Origin of the sequence: Streptomyces sp. NPDC091416 (assembly GCF_044756845.1) — a bacterium.
In the GTDB taxonomy this organism is placed as follows: Bacteria; Actinomycetota; Actinomycetes; order Streptomycetales; family Streptomycetaceae; genus Streptomyces.
The window spans coordinates 463039-482697 of record NZ_JBIVTU010000002.1 but is presented as its reverse complement, the minus strand read 5'-3'; the positions used below and the strand labels follow the sequence as shown (position 1 = coordinate 482697).

The window sequence follows — 19659 nt, the reverse complement described above, 5'->3', positions numbered from 1 at the left end:
ATGTGCGGACAAAGGCATCGGCGGTGCGGGGGCGGACGGAACGGGACTCACCCGCTGGTTCAGGCGGATCCTGCCCCTTGCGGCGGTACGGCGAACGGCACCAGGGCCACTGTTACGTTGTCGTGGCCCCCGCCGTCGAGCGCATGGCCCACCAGCACCTGGGCGCCGTGCAGCGGCCGTTCGTACGCGTCCTCGGGGACCGCGGCGGCCATTTCGGCCGCGGACTCCGCGTAGTTCCACAAACCGTCGGTGCAGACCACCACGAGTCCCGGCCGGTCCGGTTTGAACGACGCGGTGTGCGGCTCCAGTTCGTAGGCGTCCGCACCGAGCCAGCCCGTGATGGCGTGGGCGCGCTCGTCGGCGTACGCCTCCGCCTCGTTCATCAGGCCGGCCGCGACCATCTGCGCGGCCCAGGAATCGTCCTCGGTGAGCCGGGCCGGTGCGGCGCTGCGGTCCGCGGGCACCCAGTACACACGGCTGTCGCCGACCCAGCCGACGACCAGCAGACCGCTCGCCATGATCGCGCCGACCAGGGTGCAGGCCGGGGCGTTCTGATGGCGGTGCGGATCGTGCTCCTGCGCCTGACCGGGGTCCTGCGCCAGCCGGTTGACCGACTCGGCGGCGGCGACGATCGCCTCGTGCATCGCCTGCTGCGGATGCGTGCCGCGCGGCAGCGACTCCAGCAGCGCCTCGTTGGCGGCGTGCGCGGCGGCGGCCGAGGCCTCGTCGGGCCGGCTGGCCGACGACACCCCGTCGCAGACGATCGCGACGACGGCCGGCGAGCCGTCCGGCAGCGCGGTGGTGGACACGGCGAACGCGTCCTCGTTGCGGTGATGGCGCAGCCCGCGGTCGCTGACCGCGGCGACCGATCCGAGCTCCTGCTCCATGTGGTCGCGCTCGCGCGGCTGGGCGTGGCCGCAGTTCTCGCAGTAGCCGTCGTTGTCGACCCGTCCGGCCCGGCAGGCCACACACACCTTGGTGCCGGCCGCAGGGCTCGGAGCCGGGTCGGGGGAGGTACGGGGATCCGCCGCCGCCCCCGGGGCCGCGGGCGCGGCCAGCTCGAAGTCGCCCGACGCGCCCGGCCCGTCGGCACGGGCAGCCGGTGGCACCGAACGCTCCGGACCCGGCGCGGAACCCGGCGCCTGCCACGGCGCGGGCTCCACCGGCTCCGGGGCAGGCCCGGAACCGGCGACCGGCGCAGGCTTCCCGGCGGCCGGGGTGGCGATGGCGATGGTCGGGCGGTCCTGCGGCGGCTCGGGCACGGCCGACAGGTCGTACCCGCACGCACCGCAGAACAGGTCCCCCGGCTCCAGCGGCTCCTCGCAGCCGGGACACCTCGACAAGGCCGTCTCCTGTGGCTTCTGCGACATGTTCACACCCACGTTCGGGGGCGGAAACGGTTGGCCCGCTCCACCAGTTCGATCCTCTCGTCACCGGGCTCGGCCAGCCGGGCGAGCATCCGGTACGACCGCTCCAGCCCGAACCGCAGGCCGCGCTCGTCCACGTCACTGCCGAGCAGCGTCCTCGGCCCCTGCGCCCCGGCGTACGGGGCCGACTGCGGGTCCGAGGACCGCGCCGTGGGACTACCGGAGAGTACCCAGTCGAGCGCCGTCCCCAGCACCTCGGTCGACAACCGCTCGCGGCGCACCGCGTCCAGACCGAGCCCGGCCAGCCCCGAGACCTGCGCCGACGCGGCCATCAGATCATCGATCAGCGGGTCGTCCGGGGCCCGTTCGCGCAGCCGGGCCCGCACCGCGGCGACCCGGGCCGCCGTGAAGTGGATCGACGCCTCGGGCACCGACTCCAGGGTCCGGACGGCCCCGCCCCGGTCCCCGGCCGCCATCTGCACACGGGCCAGGCCGAACGCCGCGCTCACGAAGCTCGGGTCGGTCAGCCACACCAGCCGGTAGTACTCGGCGGCGTTGTCCAGCTGGCCCAGGACCTCCGCGCAGATGCCGAGCGCCAGCTTCGGCGCCGGCTCCCCGGGGAACGCGTCGTAGACCGCGTCGAAGGACAGGGCCGCGTTCTCCTTGTCGCCGGAGACCAGGGAGGTGAGCCCGCGGTACCAGACCACCCGCCAGTCGTCCGGGTGCTTGGCCTCCAGCGCGGTCAGGGTCTTCGTCGCGCCGGCGAGGTCGTTCATCTCCAGGGCGGCCCGCAGCTCGCGCAGCCGGGTCTCCAGCGAGGCGGCCGGCACGGACTGGAGTGCGGCGATCAGTTCGGCGGGTGCCGAGGCCATCACCCCGGCGAGGAAGCCCGCGTTGGGATCGCTCGCGTCGACCCGGGGCACCGGCAGGGCGAGCGAGGTCCCGCGCACATCGAGACCGGCCAGCCCGGGGCCGCTCGCGGCGTACGGACCCGCAACGGCACCCGGGTCCGCGAGCGGGACCCGGGGAGCCGGGATGACCGCCTGGTCCGGCGCGTACGGGAGCGGCGCGCCGCCTCCCGCACCGCCCGGGGCGCCGCCTCGGACATGCGTGGTGGTGGACGGCACCGGACCGGCGCCCGCGGCGAACCCGGCAGGCGGTCCGGCGGGCAGGGCGCCCGGGACTCCGCCGGGCGGCGCCACCGCCGCCGGCGGGGACACGGGCGGTGCCGGCGGCGCTCCGCCGCCCTTCCGCCGCCCGAAGAGTCCCGCCCGGCCGGGCTCCGGCGCCCTGGCCCCCAGACGCGAGACATCACCGGTCAGGACCGCGAAGAGCTCCGTGTCGGTGACCCGCAGCTCCGCGCCGAACAGTGTGGACAGCGCCGGACGCGGACGTCCCGTCTGCAGCGACACCACCTCGCGCAGTACACCCGTCAGCTGCTCCGCCATCTCCGAGGCGGAGGCGAACCGCCTCGCCGGATCGGGATCGGTGGCCCGCACCAGCAGCCGGTAGAACGACTCGTAGGTCCGGAAGACCTCGATGTTGTCCGGGTCCGGCAGCGAGTCCACGAAGACGTTCGTGTATCCCTGGAAGTCGAAGGTGAGGACCGCCAGCGTCCGCGCGACCGTGTACAGGTCGGAGGCCACCGAAGGGCCCGCCTCCGCCACCTCCGGCGCCTGATACCCCACCGTGCCGTAGATGGCCGACTCCTCGTCGTCCATCCGGCGCACCGCGCCCATGTCGATCAGCTTCAGCTGGTCCTCGGTCTGGATCGCGTTGTCGACCTTGAAATCGCAGTAGAGCAGGTTGCGGCTGTGCAGATGACCCAGCGCCTCCAGCGCCTCGATGCCGAACGCGCACGCCTGCTCGACCGGCAGCGGATCCCGCTTCCCGGCCGGGGTGCGGCGCTCGTTGGCGATCTCCTTGAGGGCCTTGCCGCCGACGTACTCCATGACGATGTAGCCGTCGAGCGATCCGGTCCGCTGGTCGAGGTGCTCGACGAAGTTGTAGATCCGGACGATGTTGGAGTGCTCGATCTCGGCGAGGAACCGGCGCTCGGAGATGGCCGCCGCCATGGCGTCCTGGTCACCGGTGTCGAGCAGGCCCTTGAGCACGACCCAGCGGTCCGAGACCGCGCGGTCCACGGCGAGGTAGACCCAGCCGAGCCCGCCGTGCGCGAGACAGCCCGCGACCTCGTACTGGCCGTGGACGATGTCGCCCCCCTGGAGCTTGGGCACGAAGGAGTACGGATGGCCGCACTTGGTGCAGAACCCCTCCGTACGCCCAGGCCGCTCGCCCCGGGCCCGGCCCACCGGCGCCCCGCAGTCGGAACGCGAGCAGAACCGCTTGCGCTCCGGCACCTCCGGGTTCTCCATCACGGCGGTACGCGGATCGGGGCGCGGCACGTCCGGGACGAGCACCAGCCCGGCCCCCAGCCGGTTGCGGCCCGAGGACCCGGTCGACCTGGCCGACGAACGCACCGAGACCGAACGCGAGGCGGCGCTCCCGGACAGCGCGCGCGAGAGCCGCCCCGACACCGAACGCCGCGACGTCGACGAGCGCGAGGAGGACCGCGAGGACGCCCTCGACGAGGAGGCCTGCGAACTGCTGCGGGCCGACGAGCTGTTGCTGCCCCGGCTGCCCCGGCCGCCGCCCGCGATGCCGGTGGGCGGAGAGCTCACCATCCCGTTCGGTGACACGACCGGCGCCAGACCGCAGGTGTCGCAGTACAGCTCACCGCCGCCCATGTCCTCGTAGCTGCCCTCGCACGCGGGGCGCTGGCACTGCGTACTCATGGTCATTCCCCCTGTTCGCCCCGCCGCCGCGGCGGCCCCGACGCTCCGTCACTATCCGTCCCGCACACCCCGTGCGCCGAATTCCCCGCGCCTGTCATGGGTGCCCCCGCCGGTCCTCGGGGCCCGAAGGCCCGCGCCCGGCCAGCATGTCCAGCGCCGCGTCCTGATAGCGCTGGACCGCCAGCGCGGCGACCCGCAGATCGCACGGGGCGCTCCACAGCATCCGGCGCGCCGCGTCGTACCGCTCGATGAGAACCGGGTCCTCGGCCAGTCCGTGCCGGGCCACCTTCGCCTTGTAGGCGTCGAGCCGGCCCCGCAGCTCCGCCCGCACGGCCAGCGGCGCCGTGACCGCCGTCAGCTGCTCCCGGGCCCGCAGCAACTCCTCGCCGGCCTGCTGTTCCAGGGCCTCCAGCAGGGGTGAGAGCCGGTGCCACTGGGCGTGCCTGCGGTACTCCGACGCGGCGGCCAGCCGCTCCTGGAGCGCCGTCGGCGGGCCGTTGACCACGGGCACCTCGGAGGCGGCGATCTTCGCCAGGACCTCACCGCGCGCCGCCCTCGCCTCGGCCAGGGTGCGGTCGGCCCGGGACAGGACATCGCGCAGCTGGACCAGGCGCTGCTCGGCGTCCTGACGGACCGCGAGCACGGCCTCGATCTCCCGCCGCACCTCGTCCAGCGCCCGTGCCGCCCGGTCGTAGCGCGTCGTGTCCGGGCGTCCGCCGCCCGGTGCCGAACTGCCGGGGCCCGGCAGCCAGAACGCCAGCGGGTCCGAGATGACCTGCACCCGCAGCGTGGCCAGCTCCTGGACGATCGACTCCAGGTCGTCGCCCGCCGGGTGTTCCCCGGGCCGCACGCCGACCGAGTGCGCCAGCGAGTGGGTGCGGCGCAGCTCGGCGGCGAGCAGGTCTATCCGGGCGGGCATCGCCGACCACACGGAGTCGGAGGCGACGACCATGTCGAGCGAGCGCGCGTACAGGTCGTTCATCCGGCGGACCAGGTCCTCCAGCGTGAAGCGCTCCGAGAGCCGGGCCGGACCGGTGATCGAGGGATCGTGGCCGGCGGCGGCGTGTGCCACCGTGACGCCCGGGCCGCGCAGCAGCTCGGTGAGCGCCACCAGGTCCTCGCGGTTGGGCTGCCGGCGCCGGGCGCGCACCTCGCGCGCCCGGTTCAGGGCGCCCGCGTACGCGTCGAAATAGGTCCACAGCAGGGTGATCGACTGCTCGGTGGAGCTCCAGCGCTCCTTGGTGACACCGGTGAGGTCGGCGCCCTCCAGCAGCCGGCGGCCGGCGTGGTCCTGCAGGGCGAGGAGCGAGGTCTCGATCGCCTCGTGCTCCGCACCGAGCCGGGCCAGCGCTCGGTCGGCCTCGTCCCGGTCCATGACCGGGCCGGGAGGCCGGGCCGCGTAGCTGGGGAAGGGGCCCGCGACGCCCATCGATCACCTCTCCGCTCTTTCTGCCGGGCGGGGGCCCGGCAGGATCAGTGCTGTCGACCGCCGGCCGGTCCTCAGTCGCTCACCGGCCGGGAACCGCCCTAGTCCCTGTACTTGGGCGCCGGCGGCGCCGTTATCCCGGGCAGGCCGTCCTTCAGCCAGTTCCGGTACGACTGCATCCACAGGCTCTGCGCACCACCGGCGCGGTAGTCGACGAGCACCTTGTTGACCCGGGACACCAGGTCGTCGGCGCCCTTCTTCGTGGCCACGCCGTAGTACTCGGTGGTGAACGGCGCGCCCTTGAGCTCGACGGCCGGGTCCTGGGCCGCCTGGCCGGCCGCGAGGGCGTTGTCCGTGACGACCGCGTCGACCTCGCCCATCTGGAGCCGCACCAGGCAGTCCAGCTGGTTGGGGACCGTGAGCTTGTCCTCGTCCGCCGCGCTGCCGTCGTGCTCGTCCTTGAACACGGAGCCGAACGACTCCTTCTCCAGCGCCTCGTACGCGGTGGAGCCCTCGGCGGTGCAGACCCGCTTTCCGGCCAGCGAGGAGTTGAAGCCGGTGATCTCCTCGTCCGCCTTCGCCGGGTCCGTGGCCTTCGGCGCGAGGACCTGCTGACCGGCCTGGAAGTAGGCCGTGGAGAACGACACCTGCTTCAGGCGGGCGCAGTTGATCGTCATCGTCCGGACGACGACGTCGACCTTGTCGTTCTCCAGCGCGGCGATGCGCTGGTTGGTGGGGATCGCCCGGAAGATCACCTTGTCCGGGCTGCCCAGGATGTCCTTGGCGATGGCCCGCACCAGGTCGATGTCGAAGCCTTCGAGATTCCCGGACTCCGGGTTGCGAAAGCCCCACTGGAAGCTGTTCTGGTCGACGCCGGCGATCAGCTTGCCGCGGTCCTTGATCCGCTTGATCGCGTCGCCCTCCGCCCGGCCGGGCAGCAGGCTGGCCTCCGGGTCCGTGCAGTCGTCGGCCCGGGTCTGGGTGGCGTGGGCCGTCCCCGGTCCCGTGCCCTGCTCGTCGAAGGCGTCGTTGCCGCTGCGGGAGAGCGGCAGCAGGGTCAGCGATGCCGTCACCGCGCAGGCCGCGGCCATGGCGGTCACACCGCCCCAGCCGCGCAGCCGGTGCAGCCGGCCCCCGCGGGCCGTTCCCGGGCCCGTCCTCGGGTCCTTCGCTGTCATCGCTCCCCCTGTCACCGGAACTCCGAGAGCCTGCGGTTGACGCCGACGATCGCCGCCACCGCGCCCAGCACGGCAAGGGCCGCGGCGCCGATCGGCAGCCCGCCCAGGGCCCCGCGCCCGTCCTCGGCGGCCCGGGTGAATTCGCTCTGCTCGTGGGCGAGCGCCTTCCGCAGCGCTTCGTCCACCCGGCTGAAGGACTCACCCGTCGAGTTCTTCGCCCCGATGATCTGCTCCAGCGCGGTGTCGTAGTCGCCGCTGTCATCGGTCTTGCGGGCGGTCCGGTGGCGGCTCTGCCACTCGGTGACCGCCGCGGTGGCGTCGGCCACGGCCTTGCCGCCCTCGGTGTCGTCGGTGTCCTCGGCGAAATGCGCTGCCCTGCCCAGCTCTTGTCCGAGTGCCTTCATGGCCGTGCCGTAGTCGGTCTCGTACTTGTCGCTCTTGCCGTCCGCGGTGAGTACCGCACCACGGGCGACGACGGTGAGGTTCTCGCTGGAGCGCGCCTTCAGCGAGTCGATGCGCGCCCGGTTGAGCACGTCCAGGGACTGCTGGCCGTGTGTGTTGGCCTCGGCCAGATCGGACCGGGCCACCGAGTGCCCCACCGCCAGCCACAGCAGGACCACGGTCGCCGCCGCGGTCGCCGCGAGCAGGCCGTGGTTGAAGACCCGGTTCGTCCTGCGGTAGTTGCGCCGCTGGGCCCAGAACAGCACGGCCAGCGCGATGACGCCGATGCCCAGGGAGAAGAACGGCCACGTCCGTGCGGAGTGGTAGTCCTGGTCGAGCCGGTCCGTCTCCGCCGTGTACAGCCGCTCGGCGGCCGGCAGCAGCTCGTTCGCCATCTTCTGGTTGGCGTAGCGGAGGTAGGCGCCGCCCAGGGGCAGACCCTGCCGGTTGCTGGCACGGGCGCGCTCGATGAGCCCGGTGTAGCGCGGCAGTTCCTGGTTGAGCGTGGTGATCTCGTGGCCGGACCTCGTCGACGCGTCCGTGTTGGCCGCGGCCTTCACCAGCAGCCGGGAGGCGTCGTCGATGTCCTTCACGTACCGGTCGTGCACCGCGCGCGGCTCCTGCGCTCCGGCCAGGAACCCGCTCGCGGCCGCCGCGTCCGCATCGGCCAGCGAACGGTAGATGCCCGCCGCGTCCGCGCTGAGCGGCTGACTGCGTTCCACCACGTCGTTCGCCGCGGCCGCGCGGTCGCTGATCTCGAACGCCGTCACCGCCCCGAACGCCACGACGAGCAGCGCCAGCACGGCCCCGATGATCTGGAGCCGGCCGGGCTCGGTGGTCGCCGCGGCACGCAGCCGCTCCGTCACGACCGCCCGGACACTGTGCGGCGGCGGCGCGGGCACGGCCGCCGGCGCAGGGTGCCGCTCCGGCGCGTGGTGCGGCGCCGGGCGTACATTCGGCGGGTATGTCACTTGACCTCCCCCTCGGTCACTGACGGTGGCCCGCCCCCCGGCCGATCGGGGGACTGGTACCCGGCCAGAAGTATGGCCGCAGGGACCGGCGTCCACAGGCGAACGCACGGATCCTGCACCGGTCCACGAAGCAGCCGACTGTGATCAGCCGCGGTCACACAGCATTCGATCAAGGTCGACGCCGCCGATCAAGACGATCGGCGGAGCAATCCCCGCAGCATTCCTGAAGCGATGCCCTGGGCGATCCCGAAGCGATCCCCCGAGCGCATCGATCCCCCACTCATGAACACGTCCGGGGCAACTGATCGGTTCCCGTACGAAGAAGACGCCCCGTAACCCGAAGGCTACGGGACGCCTCCGACATCCCGGCGCGACCGTCCCGTCAGACGTACTGCGCCCGGAGCCTGGCGTGCACGTCCGGTGCCGCGCCCAAGTGGTCCAGGCCCAGCAGCCCCGCGCCCAGCACGGGGGACTCCTTCACCACCCGCACGACCGCCTTGGGCGCGCGCACGGCGAGGAGTTCGCCGATCCGTGTGTCCAACTGCGGGTGGCGGGCGGCCAGCACGCTGCCACCCAGGACGACCGGCACCACCTCGTCGAGCAGCCCCAGGCGGGACAGGGCCACCGAGGCCAGTGCCACGACCTCCTCGGCCAGCCGGTCCACCAGCGCGCGCGCCACCGTGTCGCCGGCCGCCGCGGTCGTGAACAGCACCGGTGACAGCTCATGCCGCCGCTCCTGCGCGATCCGGCCCAGGTGCAGCGCCTCGATCAGCGCGTACATCGAGCCGAGCCCGAAGTGCGCGGGCAGCGCCCTGGCCAGCTCGGTCGGCTCGCCGCGGCCGTCCTCGCCGCGCGAGGCGAACCACATCGCCTCCTCGGAGAGCCCCGAACCGCCGCCCCAGTCACCGGATATCCGGCCGATCGCGGGGAAGCGGGCGGTCCGGCCGTCCGGCACCATGCCGACACAGTTGATCCCCGCACCGCAGACGACGGCCACTCCGCGCGGCTCGTCGGCCCCGGCCCGCAGGATCGCGAAGGTGTCGTTGCGCACCACCACCGTGCGGCCCCAGCCACGGGCGCGCAGGGCCTCGGTCAACTGCTCCTCCTCGACCGGCAGATCGGCGTTGGCGAGGCAGGCGGACACATGGGCGACGGACCCGGCGTCCACGCCGGCGGAGGCCAGCGCCCGCTCCACCGCCGAGCCGAGTACATCCACGGCCGTGCCGACACCGACCACCGGCGGCTGGAATCCACCGCCGCGGGCCGTGGACAGCACGGTGCCGTCCGCACCTATGAGTGCCACGTCGGTCTTGCTGTTCCCCGCGTCGATCGCGAGGACCGAACCGTTCACGCCCACGCGAGGTGCTCCCGGTTGTGCGCGATCAGCTTGTCGGTGAGCGCCTCGGCGTACTCGAACTGGCCGATCAGGGGGTGTGCGAGCAGCGCCTTGAACACCCGGTCGCGGCCACCGCGCAGCGCGGCCCCGAGCGCCAGATCCTCGTATGCCGTCACCTGGGCGATCAGGCCGGCGTACAGCGGGTCCAGCTCCGGCACGGCGAGCGGCGTGGCCCCCGTGCCGTCGACCCCGGCCTGCACCTCGATGACCGCGTCGTCCGGCAGGAACGGCAGCGTCCCGTTGTTGTACGTGTTCACCACCTGCACCGCGGAGCCGCCGCCGCCCAGCAGCGAGGCCGCCAGGTCCACGGCCGCCTCCGAGTAGAAGGCGCCGCCGCGCTTGGCGAGCAGCGCGGGCTTCTCGTCCAGCGCCGGGTCGCCGTACATGGCGAGCAGTTCCTTCTCCATCGCGGCGACCTCGGCGGCGCGCGAGGGCTTGGTGCCGAGCTCCCGCACGACCTCGTCGTGCGCGTAGAAGTAGCGCAGGTAGTACGAGGGGACGACGCCGAGCCGGTCCACGACCGCGCGCGGCATGCGCAGGTCGTCCGCGATCGCGCCGCCGTGCTCGGCGATCAGCCGGGGCAGCACGTCCTCGCCCCCGGGGCCGCCGAGACGCACCCCGAGCTCCCAGCTCAGGTGGTTGAGCCCGACGTGGTCGAGGTGTACCTCACCGGGGCTCACGTCGAGCAGCCGGGCGAACTTCCGCTGGAAGCCGATCGCCACGTTGCACAGGCCGACGGCCTTGTGACCCGCCTGGAGCAGCGCCCGGGTGACGATGCCGACCGGGTTGGTGAAGTCGATGATCCACGCGTCCGGGTTGGTGCGCCGGACCCGTTCGGCGATGTCCAGCACGACGGGGACGGTGCGCAGGGCCTTGGCGAGGCCGCCGGCCCCGGTGGTCTCCTGGCCGACGCAGCCGCACTCCAGCGGCCATGTCTCGTCCTGGTTGCGGGCGGCCTGGCCGCCCACGCGCAGCTGGAGCAGGACCGCGTCGGCGTCGGCGACGCCCGCGTCGGTGTCCGAGGTGGTGATGATCCTCCCCGGGTGGCCCTGCCTGGCGAAGATCCGCCGGGCGAGGCCGCCGATGAGTTCGAGCCGGTGGGCGTCCGGGTCGACGAGCACGAGCTCCTCGACCGGCAGGGTGTCCCGCAGCCGGGCGAATCCGTCGATCAGTTCAGGGGTGTAGGTGGACCCGCCACCCACTACTGCGAGCTTCATGAATCAGCCCTTTACTCCGGTCAGTGTGACGCCCTCGACAAATGCCTTCTGCGCGAAGAAGAAGACGACGATCACAGGGGCCATGACCAGAACGGTCGCGGCCATGGTCAGGTTCCAGTCGGTGTGGTGTGCGCCCTTGAAGGACTCCAGTCCGTAACTCAGCGTCCAGGCACCCGGGTTCTCGGAGGCGTAGATCTGGGGGCCGAAGTAGTCGTTCCAGGCGTAGAAGAACTGGAAGAGGGCGACGGCGGCGATGCCCGGCCTGGCCATCGGGATCACGACGCGCAGCAGGGTGCGGAACTCGCCGCAGCCGTCGACCTTCGCCGCGTCCAGGTACTCGTTGGGGATGGTCAGCAGGAACTGCCGCAGCAGGAAGATGGAGAACGCGTCGCCGAACGCCATCGGGATGATCAGCGGCCAGAGCGTGCCGGACATGTCCAGCTGCTTGGCCCAGAACAGGTACATCGGGATGACGACGACCTGCGGCGGCAGCATCATCATCGAGATGACGAGCATCAGCGACAGATGCCGTCCGCGGAAGCGGAACTTGGCGAGCGCGTACGCCACCGGCAGCGAGGACACGACCGTGAGGACGGTGCCCAGACCCGCGTACAGCAGGGTGTTCTTCCACCAGGTCAGAAAGCCCGGAGTGTCGAACACCTCCTTGTAGTTGCTCCACTCGAAGGGATGCGGCCACAGGTCACGGGTCAGTGCCTGCTGGTCGCTCATCAGGGAGGTGAGGAGGAGGAAGACGAACGGCAGCACGAAGAAGAGCGCGGCGGCGACGCCGAGCGCGTGCACGGCGATCCAGTGCAGCAGCGACTTGCGGCGTGCCACGCGCTCGGCCGGGGTGACGGGGTCACTCGCCGGGCCGGCGGCCTTCGGGGTGTCGAGAACCTGCGCCACGTCACTCACCTGCCTGGATCAGTCCGCTGCGGCGCCGCATCAGCAGTGCGGTGAACGCCATGGCGAGGACGAAGAGAACGAGCGCCACCACACAGGCGGAGCCGTAGTCGAAGCGCTGGAAACCGAGGTTGTAGACCAGCTGCGGAAGCGTCAGTGTCGACTTGTCGGGATAGCCCGGCTCGAACTGCTGCCCGGAGCCGCCCATGACGCCGGAGGCGACCTTCCCGGCCACGAGCGGCTGGGTGTAGTACTGCATCGTCTGGATGATGCCGGTGACCACGGCGAACATGATGATCGGCGAGATGTTCGGCAGCGTCACGAACCGGAACCGCTGGTACGCGGACGCCCCGTCCAGCTCCGCGGCCTCGTACTGCTCCTTCGGTACGTCGAGGAGCGCGGCCATGAAGATCACCATCAGGTCGCCCACGCCCCACACCGCGAGGGCGGTCAGGGCCGGCTTGGACCAGGTGGCGTCGGTGAACCAGCCGGGGGTGCCCATCCCGAGATCGCCCAGGATCGAGTTGACGGGGCCCGTGCCCGGGTTGAGCAGGAAGACGAACCCGAGCGTCGCGGCGACCGGCGGGGCCAGGTAGGGCAGGTAGAACAGCGTCCGGAAGACCCCGGTCCCCGTCTTGATCTTGGTGATCAGCAGCCCGACACCGAGTCCGAACACCACCCGGCAGGTGACCATGACCAGGACCAGCCAGAGCGTGTTGCGCAGGGCGGGCCAGAACAACGGGTAGTCGGTGAAGACGAACGACCAGTTCTGCAGCCCGCTGAACTCCGGGGCCGCGAAACCGTCGTAGCTGGTGAAGGAGAAGTAGAGCGTGGAGATCAGCGGGTAGGCGAAGAAGACGCAGAACCCGATCAGCCACGGCGACATGAAGGCCGCCGTCCGAAGCGCCGAGCGACGGCGCTTCGAGCGGAGTGTGTACGTGCTCATCGCGTCGGCCCTACTTCGCCTGGGCGATCGCCGCGTCGATCTCCTTGGCCGTCTTCTCCAGACCCGCCTTGATGTCCTTCTGGGTGCCCTTCTCGACCTCGAAGGCGAGGTTCTGCAGGGAGACCAGGTACGCGCCGCCGTTCACCGAGGGCGGGGTGGTGGTGGACTTCGGGTTGGCCGCGATGTCCAGGAAGGTCTTGAAGCGCGGGTCGTACGTCAGCTTCGGCGACTTGAGCGCCGCCAGCGTCGAGGGGACGTTGTGGATGGCGTTGGCGAAGTTCACCACCGCGTCGGTGTCGGTCGTCATGAACTTCACCAGCTCCCAGGCGGCGTTCTGCTTCTCGGAGGTGGCGGCGATCCCCGCGATGGTGCCGGTCAGATAGCCCTTGCCGTACGTGTCGGCCTCGCCGTCGGCGACGGGCATCGGGGCCACACCGATCTCGAACTTCGGCTTGGTGTCCTCGGCCATGCCGAGCCGCCACTCGCCGTCCAGCTGCATGGCCACCTGGCCGGTGTGGAACGGGTGCTTCGCGCCCCACTCGTCACCGAAGCCGGTACGGAACTTCTCCAGCTTCCGGTAGCCGCCGAGGGAATCCACCAGTTTCTTCTGGGTGGTGAGCATGTCGGCGAAGGCCGGGTCCTCGGCGATGTTCGACTTGCCGTCGGCGTCGAAGTACGTGGGGTTCCAGCCACCGAGGTAGTGCTCGGTCGTCGACTCGTAGCCGTGGTAGTTCGGCATGAAGCCGAGCTGCTCGTACGAGTCTCCCTTGGTCTTCGTCAGCTTCTTGGCGTCGGCGGCGAACTCGGACCAGGTCTTCGGCGGGCTCGTGATCCCGGCGTCCTCGAACGCGTCCTTGTTGTAGTAGAGGCCGTACGCGTCGCCCAGCAGCGGCACGGTGCAGCGCACGCCGTCGAACTGCGTGTACTCGTTCATCGCCTTCGGGAAGGTCGCGTCCGCGTCGATCCCGTCCTTCTTCAGGAACGGGTTGAGGTCGACGAAGGCCTTCGACGAACAGAACTTGCCCACATTGTTCGTGGTGAACGAGGACACGACGTCCGGAGCCTTGGAACCGCCCGCCCGGAGCGCCTGATTGATCTTGTCGTCGGTCATGTTGCCGACGACCTTCACATGGATGTTGGGATGTGCCTTCTCGAAGGCGTCGATGGTGGCCTGGATGCCCTTGACCTCGATCGGGGCACTCCAGCCGTGCCAGAAGTTGATGGTCGTCTCCTTGGACGCGTCATCGCTGGCACCGGAACTGCTCTGCCCGGTACAGGCGGAGGCGAACAGGGCTATCGCGGCGGTCGCGGCGAGCGCGACGGCCGCCTTCCGGCGGTTTCCGGACATGGTGAGGTCTCCCGGTGAAGGGTTGGTTTGGGACAAGCGGAAGGAAGGCGTACGGGGAGGTGCTGGGTTCAGCGCGAGGTGTCGAACACTTCGTCGCGGGTGGTGGCGAGCGCGCTCTCCAGCGCGCCGCGCAGTACGGGGCGGTGGGTCACCTGGCCGGCGATCAGCCTGGGCCGCGACGCGGCCAGCTCGGCGAGTTCGGCGGCCACCCGGCCGCGCAGCGGTTCCCCGCCGCGCTCGATCAGCTCACCGGACAGCACGACGACCTCGGGGTCCAGCACGGCGACCATCGAGGCGAGGCCGGTGGCCAGACCGGTGGCGAACAGATCGAGGAGCCGGCCGTACGGCCCGCCCTCGTCCCGCTCCACCGCCGCGGCCGCCCGGCCGACCAGCTCGGCGGCGATCTCGTGATGGGTGCCCGGACCGCGCACCGCCGCGTCGTCGATACCGAGCTCACGGGCCAGCCTGGCGAGTACCTGGGCGCCGGCCAGTTCCTGGAAGCCGCCCGCGTTCGCCTTGGTGACCTGGCGGACCAGCGGCGCGCCCGGCACCGGAAGGAAGCCGACCTCGCCGGCGCCGCCGGTGAAGCCGCGATGCAGCCGCCCGTTGATGACGAGGGCGGCGCCGAGGCCCTCCTCGTTCCACAGGAGCACGAAGTCCTCGTGCCCCCGCGCCGCGCCCAGCCGCTGCTCGGCCACCGCGACCAGGTTCACGTCGTTCTCGTACTCCACCGGCATCGGCAGGAAGGCCGCCAGCTCGTCCAGCAGGGTGGGGGAGTGCCAGCCGGGCAGGTGCGAGGCGTACCGCAGCCGGCCCGTGCCCGGGTCGAACGCGCCCGGCGTGCCGATGACGACCCGGTGCACGTCGGACCGGGTCAGCCCGGCCTCCTTGACGGCCCCGTCCAGCGCGTCCGTGACCTGCCGGACCACGCTGTCGGCGCGGCGCCCGGGGGTCCGCAGCTCGAACTCCCCGACGGTCTCACCCGTCACATCGGCGACGGCGGCGACGATCCGCTGGGCGTTCACATCGAGCCCGGCGACATGCGCGGCCGACGCGTTGACGGCGTACAGCTGGGCGTTGGGTCCGGGCCGCCCGGCCGCGGTCCCGGTCGCGACGACCAGTCCGGCCGCCTCCAGGCGGGCCAGCAGCTGGGAGGCGGTGGGCTTGGACAATCCGGTCAGCTTCCCGATCCGGGTCCGCGACAGGGGGCCGTGCTCCAGCAGCAGATCGAGGGCGGCGCGGTCGTTCATGGCGCGCAGAACGCGGGGGGTACCCGGGGTGGTTCCGGCCATGGTCACTGCACCTGCCCTCTGTTAGGAAACTTTCCTGTTCGGTGGGAGGACCGTAGGGCGCGCATCACCTGGGCGTCAATGGCCTGCACCGCGGTGGCGGCCAAAGCGTTACCTGAGCCGGGGGCGGCGCGGCCCGGGCCGGTGCGGCGTCACGGAGGCGTGGATACCCAACGGCGCACACGGGCAATCGAGTTGCCCCGGGAGCATGCGGGAGGGGCACCCCGCAGACCTCGCGGGGCGCCCCTCCTGCATGCGGCGTACGGCCGCGCGCTACTTCGTGATGTTCGGCGTCGCCGGCGGGATCGGTGTCGTCGCCAGGGACTGCGGTGAGGTGGCCGAGGCGTAGGCCGACGGGGCGGCCATCGCGGCCGTGGGGTCGGCGGCCGAGGGCTCGTCCGGCTGGGCCGGGATGCCGCCGACCATGCGGATGCCCGCCTCGTCGAGGGCGCGCTTGATGCGCCAGCGCAGCTCGCGCTCCACGCCCAGCGCCTTGCCCGGCATCGTCTTCGCGGTGACCCGGACCGTCATCGAGTCCAGCAGCACGCTGTCCAGGCCCAGGATCTCCACCGGCCCCCACAGCCGCTCGGTCCACGGGTCGTCCTTGGCCATCAGCTGGGCGGCCTCGGTGATCACGGTACGGATCTGCTCCAGATCCTCCGTGGGGCGCACCTGCACGTCGACCCCGGCGGTGGACCAGCCCTGGCTCAGGTTGCCTATCCGCTTCACCTCGCCGTTGCGGACGTACCAGATCTCGCCGTTGTCACCGCGCAGCTTGGTGACCCGCAGGCCGACCTCGATGACCTCGCCGGAGGCCACGCCCGCGTCGATCGTGTCGCCGACGCCGTACTGGTCCTCAAGGATCATGAAGACGCCGGACAGGAAGTCGGTGACCAGGTTGCGGGCTCCGAAGCCGAGCGCCACCCCGGCGACGCCCGCGGAGGCCAGCAGCGGGGCCAGGTTGATTTCGAACGCGCCCAGGATCATCAGGGCGGCCGTGCCGAGGATCAGGAACGAGGCCACCGAGCGGAGTACGGAGCCGATCGCCTCCGAGCGCTGCCGGCGCCGTTCCGCGTTGACCAGCAGGCCGCCGAGCGCGGTGCCCTCCACCGCCTGGGCGCTGCGGTTCATGCGCTCGATGAGCTTGGTCAGCGTGCGGCGGACGGCGATGCGCAACGCGATCGCGATCGCGGCGATGAGCACGATCCGCAGACCGGTGTTCAGCCAGGTGGACCAGTTCTCCTCCACCCAGCTCGCGGCGTTGCCGGCCTGCTTCGCGGCTTCGTCCAGCGAGCCGCCGGGCTCGGGCGACGGGGCTGCGGCCAACAGGGCGGACAGGGGCACGGCGAAACCTCCAGTTGGGCGAACGCTGAACAACCACACTAACGGGGCATCCGGAATGCTCCGTTGCCGTGAGGAAGGGGAGAGACGCGTCTCACCCGGGGATAGGGGAGAGGGAAGGGACGTGTTCCGCGAGGCGGTGTGTGCGAGCGGCCTGTGGCCGATCGCACACCGGGAGCGCTCGCGGCGGGCAGGCCCCCGAAGCGCCTGATCCGGCGCGTCCCGTCGTACGGGCGGCAGGGCCCCGGAAGAAAATCCTTCCGGCCCGTTACCCGCACGTGGTGGCGCTTCGACCAGGCAGGAGGGGAGACTGAGACCGGATCGTCCCGGCGCGAGCCACGCGCCGCCGGCGTACAAGGAGGCGTCCACGTGCCGCATGTCCTGGTTCTCAACGCGTCGTACGAGCCACTCGGCGTCGTACCGCTCCGCCGCGCGCTCGTCCTCGTCCTCGAGAACAAGGCCATCTGCCTCGAGGAGTCCGGCGCCTTCATCCACAGTGCCACCCGTGCTGTTCCGGCCCCGAGCGTCGTCCGGCTGAAGCGGTTCGTGCGCGTCCCCTACCGGGGGCCCGTCCCGCTGACCCGGCGGGCGCTCTTCGCCAGGGACGGCGGGCGCTGCATGTACTGCGGCGCCGCCGCGACCAGCGTCGACCACGTCATTCCGCGCAGCCGCGGCGGACAGCACGCCTGGGACAACGTGGTGGCCGCCTGCCGCCGCTGCAACCACGTCAAGGCCGACCGCCATCTGCCCGAGCTCGGCTGGCGGCTGCACCAGCAGCCCGCACCCCCGACCGGACTGGCCTGGCGGATCATCGGTACGGGGCACCGCGACCCGCGCTGGCTGCCCTACTTGCAGCCGTTCGGCGCGGACGACGCGATGGCCCGGATCGACGGCATCTCAGCCTGACGATCCGGGCTTCCGTGTCTGCGGGTCATGCCTCCACGGGCGGGCCGGGCGGGTGTCAGGCGAATCGCAGCTCCGCCGGGTGAGCCATGCGGCGCAGCAGCGGCAGCGACGTCGCGGCGGCCAGCAGACACGCGGCGTACACCGTCACGGGGACGAGCAGCGGCAGCATGGACGGCGCCGTTCCGGGCGCGGCCACGGCGGTGTACGCGAGGTGGACCGCCATGCCCCCGATGGTCGCGAGCAGGACCGCGGGGGCCAGGGGGAGCGCGGTCTCCAGGAGCGTGGCCCGGGCCAGCACCGTGCGCGGCACCCCGGCCGCGGTCTGTGCGGCGAGACCCCTGCGCCGGGTGGCGAGGGACTCCGCCGTGCCCACGGCGAGGCCGAAGAGGCTGATGGCGAGGGCCACCAGGATCGCGGCCCCCGTGAGGTCGATGCCGTTCGTGTAGAAGGCGAGGCCCTCCGGCGTGCGGATGCCTCTTCCCCGCAGCTCGGCGAGCACCACCTCCCGTACCCCCACGAAGGCGATCCCGACGACGGTCACGAGAAGCAGCGCGGCATGGGTCCGCGCGGCGGCCCACGGGTCGTCCCTGAGACGGCCCGCGGCGATCATGACCGCCGGGCTCCTCGCGCTCTCCGCCAGCCGCCGGCCGATGCGGGCGGCCGACGCACCGGCCGTCCAGACCGCACCCGCGCCGGTGAGGAGCACCAGGCCGAACACCAGCATCGGCAACGACGCCGCGGCCGGGCTGCTGCCCCGCACCACGAGGGCGTACGCCCCGAAGGCGATCGGCAGCGCGGCGGCGAACAGGATCAGCAGCGTCCGGGGCCCGCGCTCCGGACGCACCCGGCGCACCTCGCCGAGCGGTGACGCGACCACCCGGCGCAGGGCCAGCACGCTCACCAGCGCACCGGCCACCGGCACGCCGAGGACGACCACCACGAAGGCCACCCAGGCCGACGCGGGCGGTGTGTGTCCTTGCACGGCGAGAGCCACGGCGACGACGGCGAGCCCGCCGGACGACCCCGCCAGGCAGACCGGCGCGGACTCCAGCGCGCTGATACGGCGCACCTGCGCGGGCGACGCTCCGGCGAGCCGCAGCCCGGCCATCCGCCGGTCGCGGTGCACGGCTCCGATCCGGGCGCACTGACCGAGGAGGCCGAACACGGGAACGAGCAGGAGGAGCAGAGCGGCGACCACTCCGGCGCGCTCGCCGGGCTGGTTCAGCAAGCCGTGTGCGAACGGGATCGACACCTGCCCCCGGACCGCGGCGACCGTGATCGCGGCGAGCGCGAACCCGGTGGCGAGCAGGGCGCCCACCGCGGTGAGCGCGATCCGCCACCACTCACGGCGGTCCGAGCCGCGGGCCAGCGTCCAGGCGATGCGTGCGTCAGCCCTCATGGTGGGCGGCCTCCTGGGCGTTCTCCTGGACGGCGAAGGACAGGGCGCCGGAGTGGACGGCCCCGTCCCGCAGCCACACCTCCCGGTCCGCGTACGCCGCGATCTGGGCGTCGTGCGTGATGAGCAGCACCGAGGCGCCGGACTCGCGGGCGGCGTGCACCAGCGCGGTCATCACCTGTTCCCCGGCGAGCGAGTCCAGGGACCCGGTCGGCTCGTCCGCGAAGACGGCCTTCGGCCCCGTCACCCATGCCCGTGCCAGCGCCACCCGCTGGCCCTGGCCACCACTCAGCTCCCCGGGCCGCAGCGCGGCCTGTCCGCGCACCCCGAAGCGCTCCAGCCACTCGTCCGCCCGGTCCTGCGCCGCGGCGCGGGCGGTTCCGGCGAGGAGCAGCGGGAGCATCACGTTGTCGCGCACGGTGAGTTCGGGGATCAGCTGTCCGAACTGGAAGACCACGCCGAAATCGGTGCGGCGCAGCTCGCTGAGCCGGTTCTCCGACGCCCGGTCCAGCCGCTCCCTGCCGTACGACACCTCGCCCTCGTCGGGGCGGACGATGCCCGCCAGGCAGTGCAGCAGCGTCGACTTCCCGCTGCCGCTGGCTCCGGTGACGGCGAGGATCTCGCCGGCCCGGAGGGCGACCGAGGCGCCGCGCAGTGCCTGTGACCTTCCGTACTGCTTCGTCAGGGCGTTGGCTCTGATCATGGGTTCCGCGGCCCCCGAGGGCTTCTCGGCCGGTGT

The 19659-nt window shown here is 72.1% G+C and carries 15 protein-coding genes; 1 reads left to right on the top strand and 14 read right to left on the bottom strand.

Annotated elements, in window-relative coordinates; all coding sequences use genetic code 11:
* Positions 1–59 precede the first annotated feature (59 nt).
* The 12 genes from ACIQMX_RS09020 to ACIQMX_RS08965 all read right to left on the bottom strand — a co-directional run bounded on the left by ACIQMX_RS09020 (position 60) and on the right by ACIQMX_RS08965 (position 16621).
* On the bottom strand, positions 60–1376 hold the full coding sequence (locus ACIQMX_RS09020; protein WP_402475975.1) for a PP2C family serine/threonine-protein phosphatase: 1317 nt from the start codon (positions 1374–1376) through the stop codon (positions 60–62).
* Complete coding sequence (locus tag ACIQMX_RS09015) at positions 1373–4162, bottom strand: tetratricopeptide repeat protein (RefSeq protein WP_402475974.1); 2790 nt, start codon at positions 4160–4162, stop codon at positions 1373–1375. The genes ACIQMX_RS09020 and ACIQMX_RS09015 overlap by 4 nt, the downstream gene beginning before the upstream one ends.
* 94 nt (positions 4163–4256) lie before the next feature.
* Positions 4257–5591, bottom strand: a complete 1335-nt coding sequence (locus tag ACIQMX_RS09010) for a hypothetical protein (RefSeq protein ID WP_363065799.1) — start codon at positions 5589–5591, stop codon at positions 4257–4259.
* A gap of 98 nt (positions 5592–5689) precedes the next feature.
* On the bottom strand, positions 5690–6766 hold the full coding sequence (locus ACIQMX_RS09005; protein ID WP_402475971.1) for a glutamate ABC transporter substrate-binding protein: 1077 nt from the start codon (positions 6764–6766) through the stop codon (positions 5690–5692).
* A gap of 11 nt (positions 6767–6777) precedes the next feature.
* The gene (locus tag ACIQMX_RS09000) at positions 6778–8178 is read right to left on the bottom strand and encodes a hypothetical protein (protein ID WP_402475969.1); all 1401 of its coding nucleotides are present in this window, start codon (positions 8176–8178) and stop codon (positions 6778–6780) included.
* 382 nt (positions 8179–8560) lie between these two features.
* Positions 8561–9535, bottom strand: a complete 975-nt coding sequence (locus ACIQMX_RS08995; RefSeq protein WP_402475967.1) for an N-acetylglucosamine kinase — start codon at positions 9533–9535, stop codon at positions 8561–8563.
* Positions 9526–10791: a 6-phospho-beta-glucosidase gene (locus ACIQMX_RS08990; protein WP_402475966.1), complete on the bottom strand. Its 1266-nt coding sequence runs from the start codon at positions 10789–10791 to the stop codon at positions 9526–9528. Before ACIQMX_RS08990 ends, ACIQMX_RS08995 begins: the two co-directional genes overlap by 10 nt.
* A 3-nt stretch (positions 10792–10794) precedes the next feature.
* Positions 10795–11697 (bottom strand): carbohydrate ABC transporter permease, encoded by a 903-nt coding sequence (locus ACIQMX_RS08985; RefSeq protein ID WP_402475964.1) that lies wholly within the window; start codon positions 11695–11697, stop codon positions 10795–10797.
* Position 11698: 1 nt separating this feature from the next.
* Entirely contained in the window at positions 11699–12640 is a 942-nt protein-coding gene (locus ACIQMX_RS08980; protein ID WP_363065807.1) for a sugar ABC transporter permease, read from the bottom strand.
* A 10-nt stretch (positions 12641–12650) separates the two neighbouring features.
* Positions 12651–13988, bottom strand: coding sequence for an ABC transporter substrate-binding protein (locus ACIQMX_RS08975; protein ID WP_402475962.1), 1338 nt, complete (start codon positions 13986–13988; stop codon positions 12651–12653).
* Between the two features lie 68 nt (positions 13989–14056).
* On the bottom strand, positions 14057–15280 hold the full coding sequence (locus ACIQMX_RS08970) for an ROK family transcriptional regulator (protein WP_363065811.1): 1224 nt from the start codon (positions 15278–15280) through the stop codon (positions 14057–14059).
* 270 nt (positions 15281–15550) lie between these two features.
* A complete protein-coding gene (locus tag ACIQMX_RS08965) occupies positions 15551–16621 on the bottom strand; it encodes a mechanosensitive ion channel family protein (RefSeq protein WP_402475960.1) in 1071 nt (356 codons plus the stop codon).
* Between the two features lie 366 nt (positions 16622–16987).
* Between ACIQMX_RS08965 and ACIQMX_RS08960 the strand changes: the two genes are divergently transcribed.
* Positions 16988–17524: an HNH endonuclease gene (locus ACIQMX_RS08960; RefSeq protein ID WP_359145042.1), complete on the top strand. Its 537-nt coding sequence runs from the start codon at positions 16988–16990 to the stop codon at positions 17522–17524.
* A 55-nt stretch (positions 17525–17579) separates the two neighbouring features.
* Here the strand turns inward: ACIQMX_RS08960 and ACIQMX_RS08955 are convergent, their stop codons facing one another.
* Positions 17580–18923, bottom strand: a complete 1344-nt coding sequence (locus ACIQMX_RS08955; protein ID WP_402475958.1) for an FtsX-like permease family protein — start codon at positions 18921–18923, stop codon at positions 17580–17582.
* Entirely contained in the window at positions 18913–19623 is a 711-nt protein-coding gene (locus ACIQMX_RS08950) for an ABC transporter ATP-binding protein (RefSeq protein WP_402476495.1), read from the bottom strand. The genes ACIQMX_RS08955 and ACIQMX_RS08950 overlap by 11 nt, the downstream gene beginning before the upstream one ends.
* Between the last annotated feature and the right edge of the window lie 36 nt (positions 19624–19659).

Excerpts from the sequence above, each read along its gene's own strand:
- ACIQMX_RS09015 (WP_402475974.1), bottom strand. The coding sequence starts at position 4,162 with ATGAGTACGCAGTGCCAGCGCCCCGCGTGCGAGGGCAGCTACGAGGAC.
- ACIQMX_RS09010 (WP_363065799.1), bottom strand. The coding sequence starts at position 5,591 with ATGGGCGTCGCGGGCCCCTTCCCCAGCTACGCGGCCCGGCCTCCCGGC.
- ACIQMX_RS09005 (WP_402475971.1), bottom strand. The coding sequence starts at position 6,766 with ATGACAGCGAAGGACCCGAGGACGGGCCCGGGAACGGCCCGCGGGGGC.
- ACIQMX_RS08990 (WP_402475966.1), bottom strand. The coding sequence starts at position 10,791 with ATGAAGCTCGCAGTAGTGGGTGGCGGGTCCACCTACACCCCTGAACTG.
- ACIQMX_RS08980 (WP_363065807.1), bottom strand. The coding sequence starts at position 12,640 with ATGAGCACGTACACACTCCGCTCGAAGCGCCGTCGCTCGGCGCTTCGG.
- ACIQMX_RS08975 (WP_402475962.1), bottom strand. The coding sequence starts at position 13,988 with ATGTCCGGAAACCGCCGGAAGGCGGCCGTCGCGCTCGCCGCGACCGCC.
- ACIQMX_RS08970 (WP_363065811.1), bottom strand. The coding sequence starts at position 15,280 with ATGGCCGGAACCACCCCGGGTACCCCCCGCGTTCTGCGCGCCATGAAC.
- ACIQMX_RS08955 (WP_402475958.1), bottom strand. The coding sequence starts at position 18,923 with ATGAGGGCTGACGCACGCATCGCCTGGACGCTGGCCCGCGGCTCGGAC.
- ACIQMX_RS08950 (WP_402476495.1), bottom strand. The coding sequence starts at position 19,623 with ATGATCAGAGCCAACGCCCTGACGAAGCAGTACGGAAGGTCACAGGCA.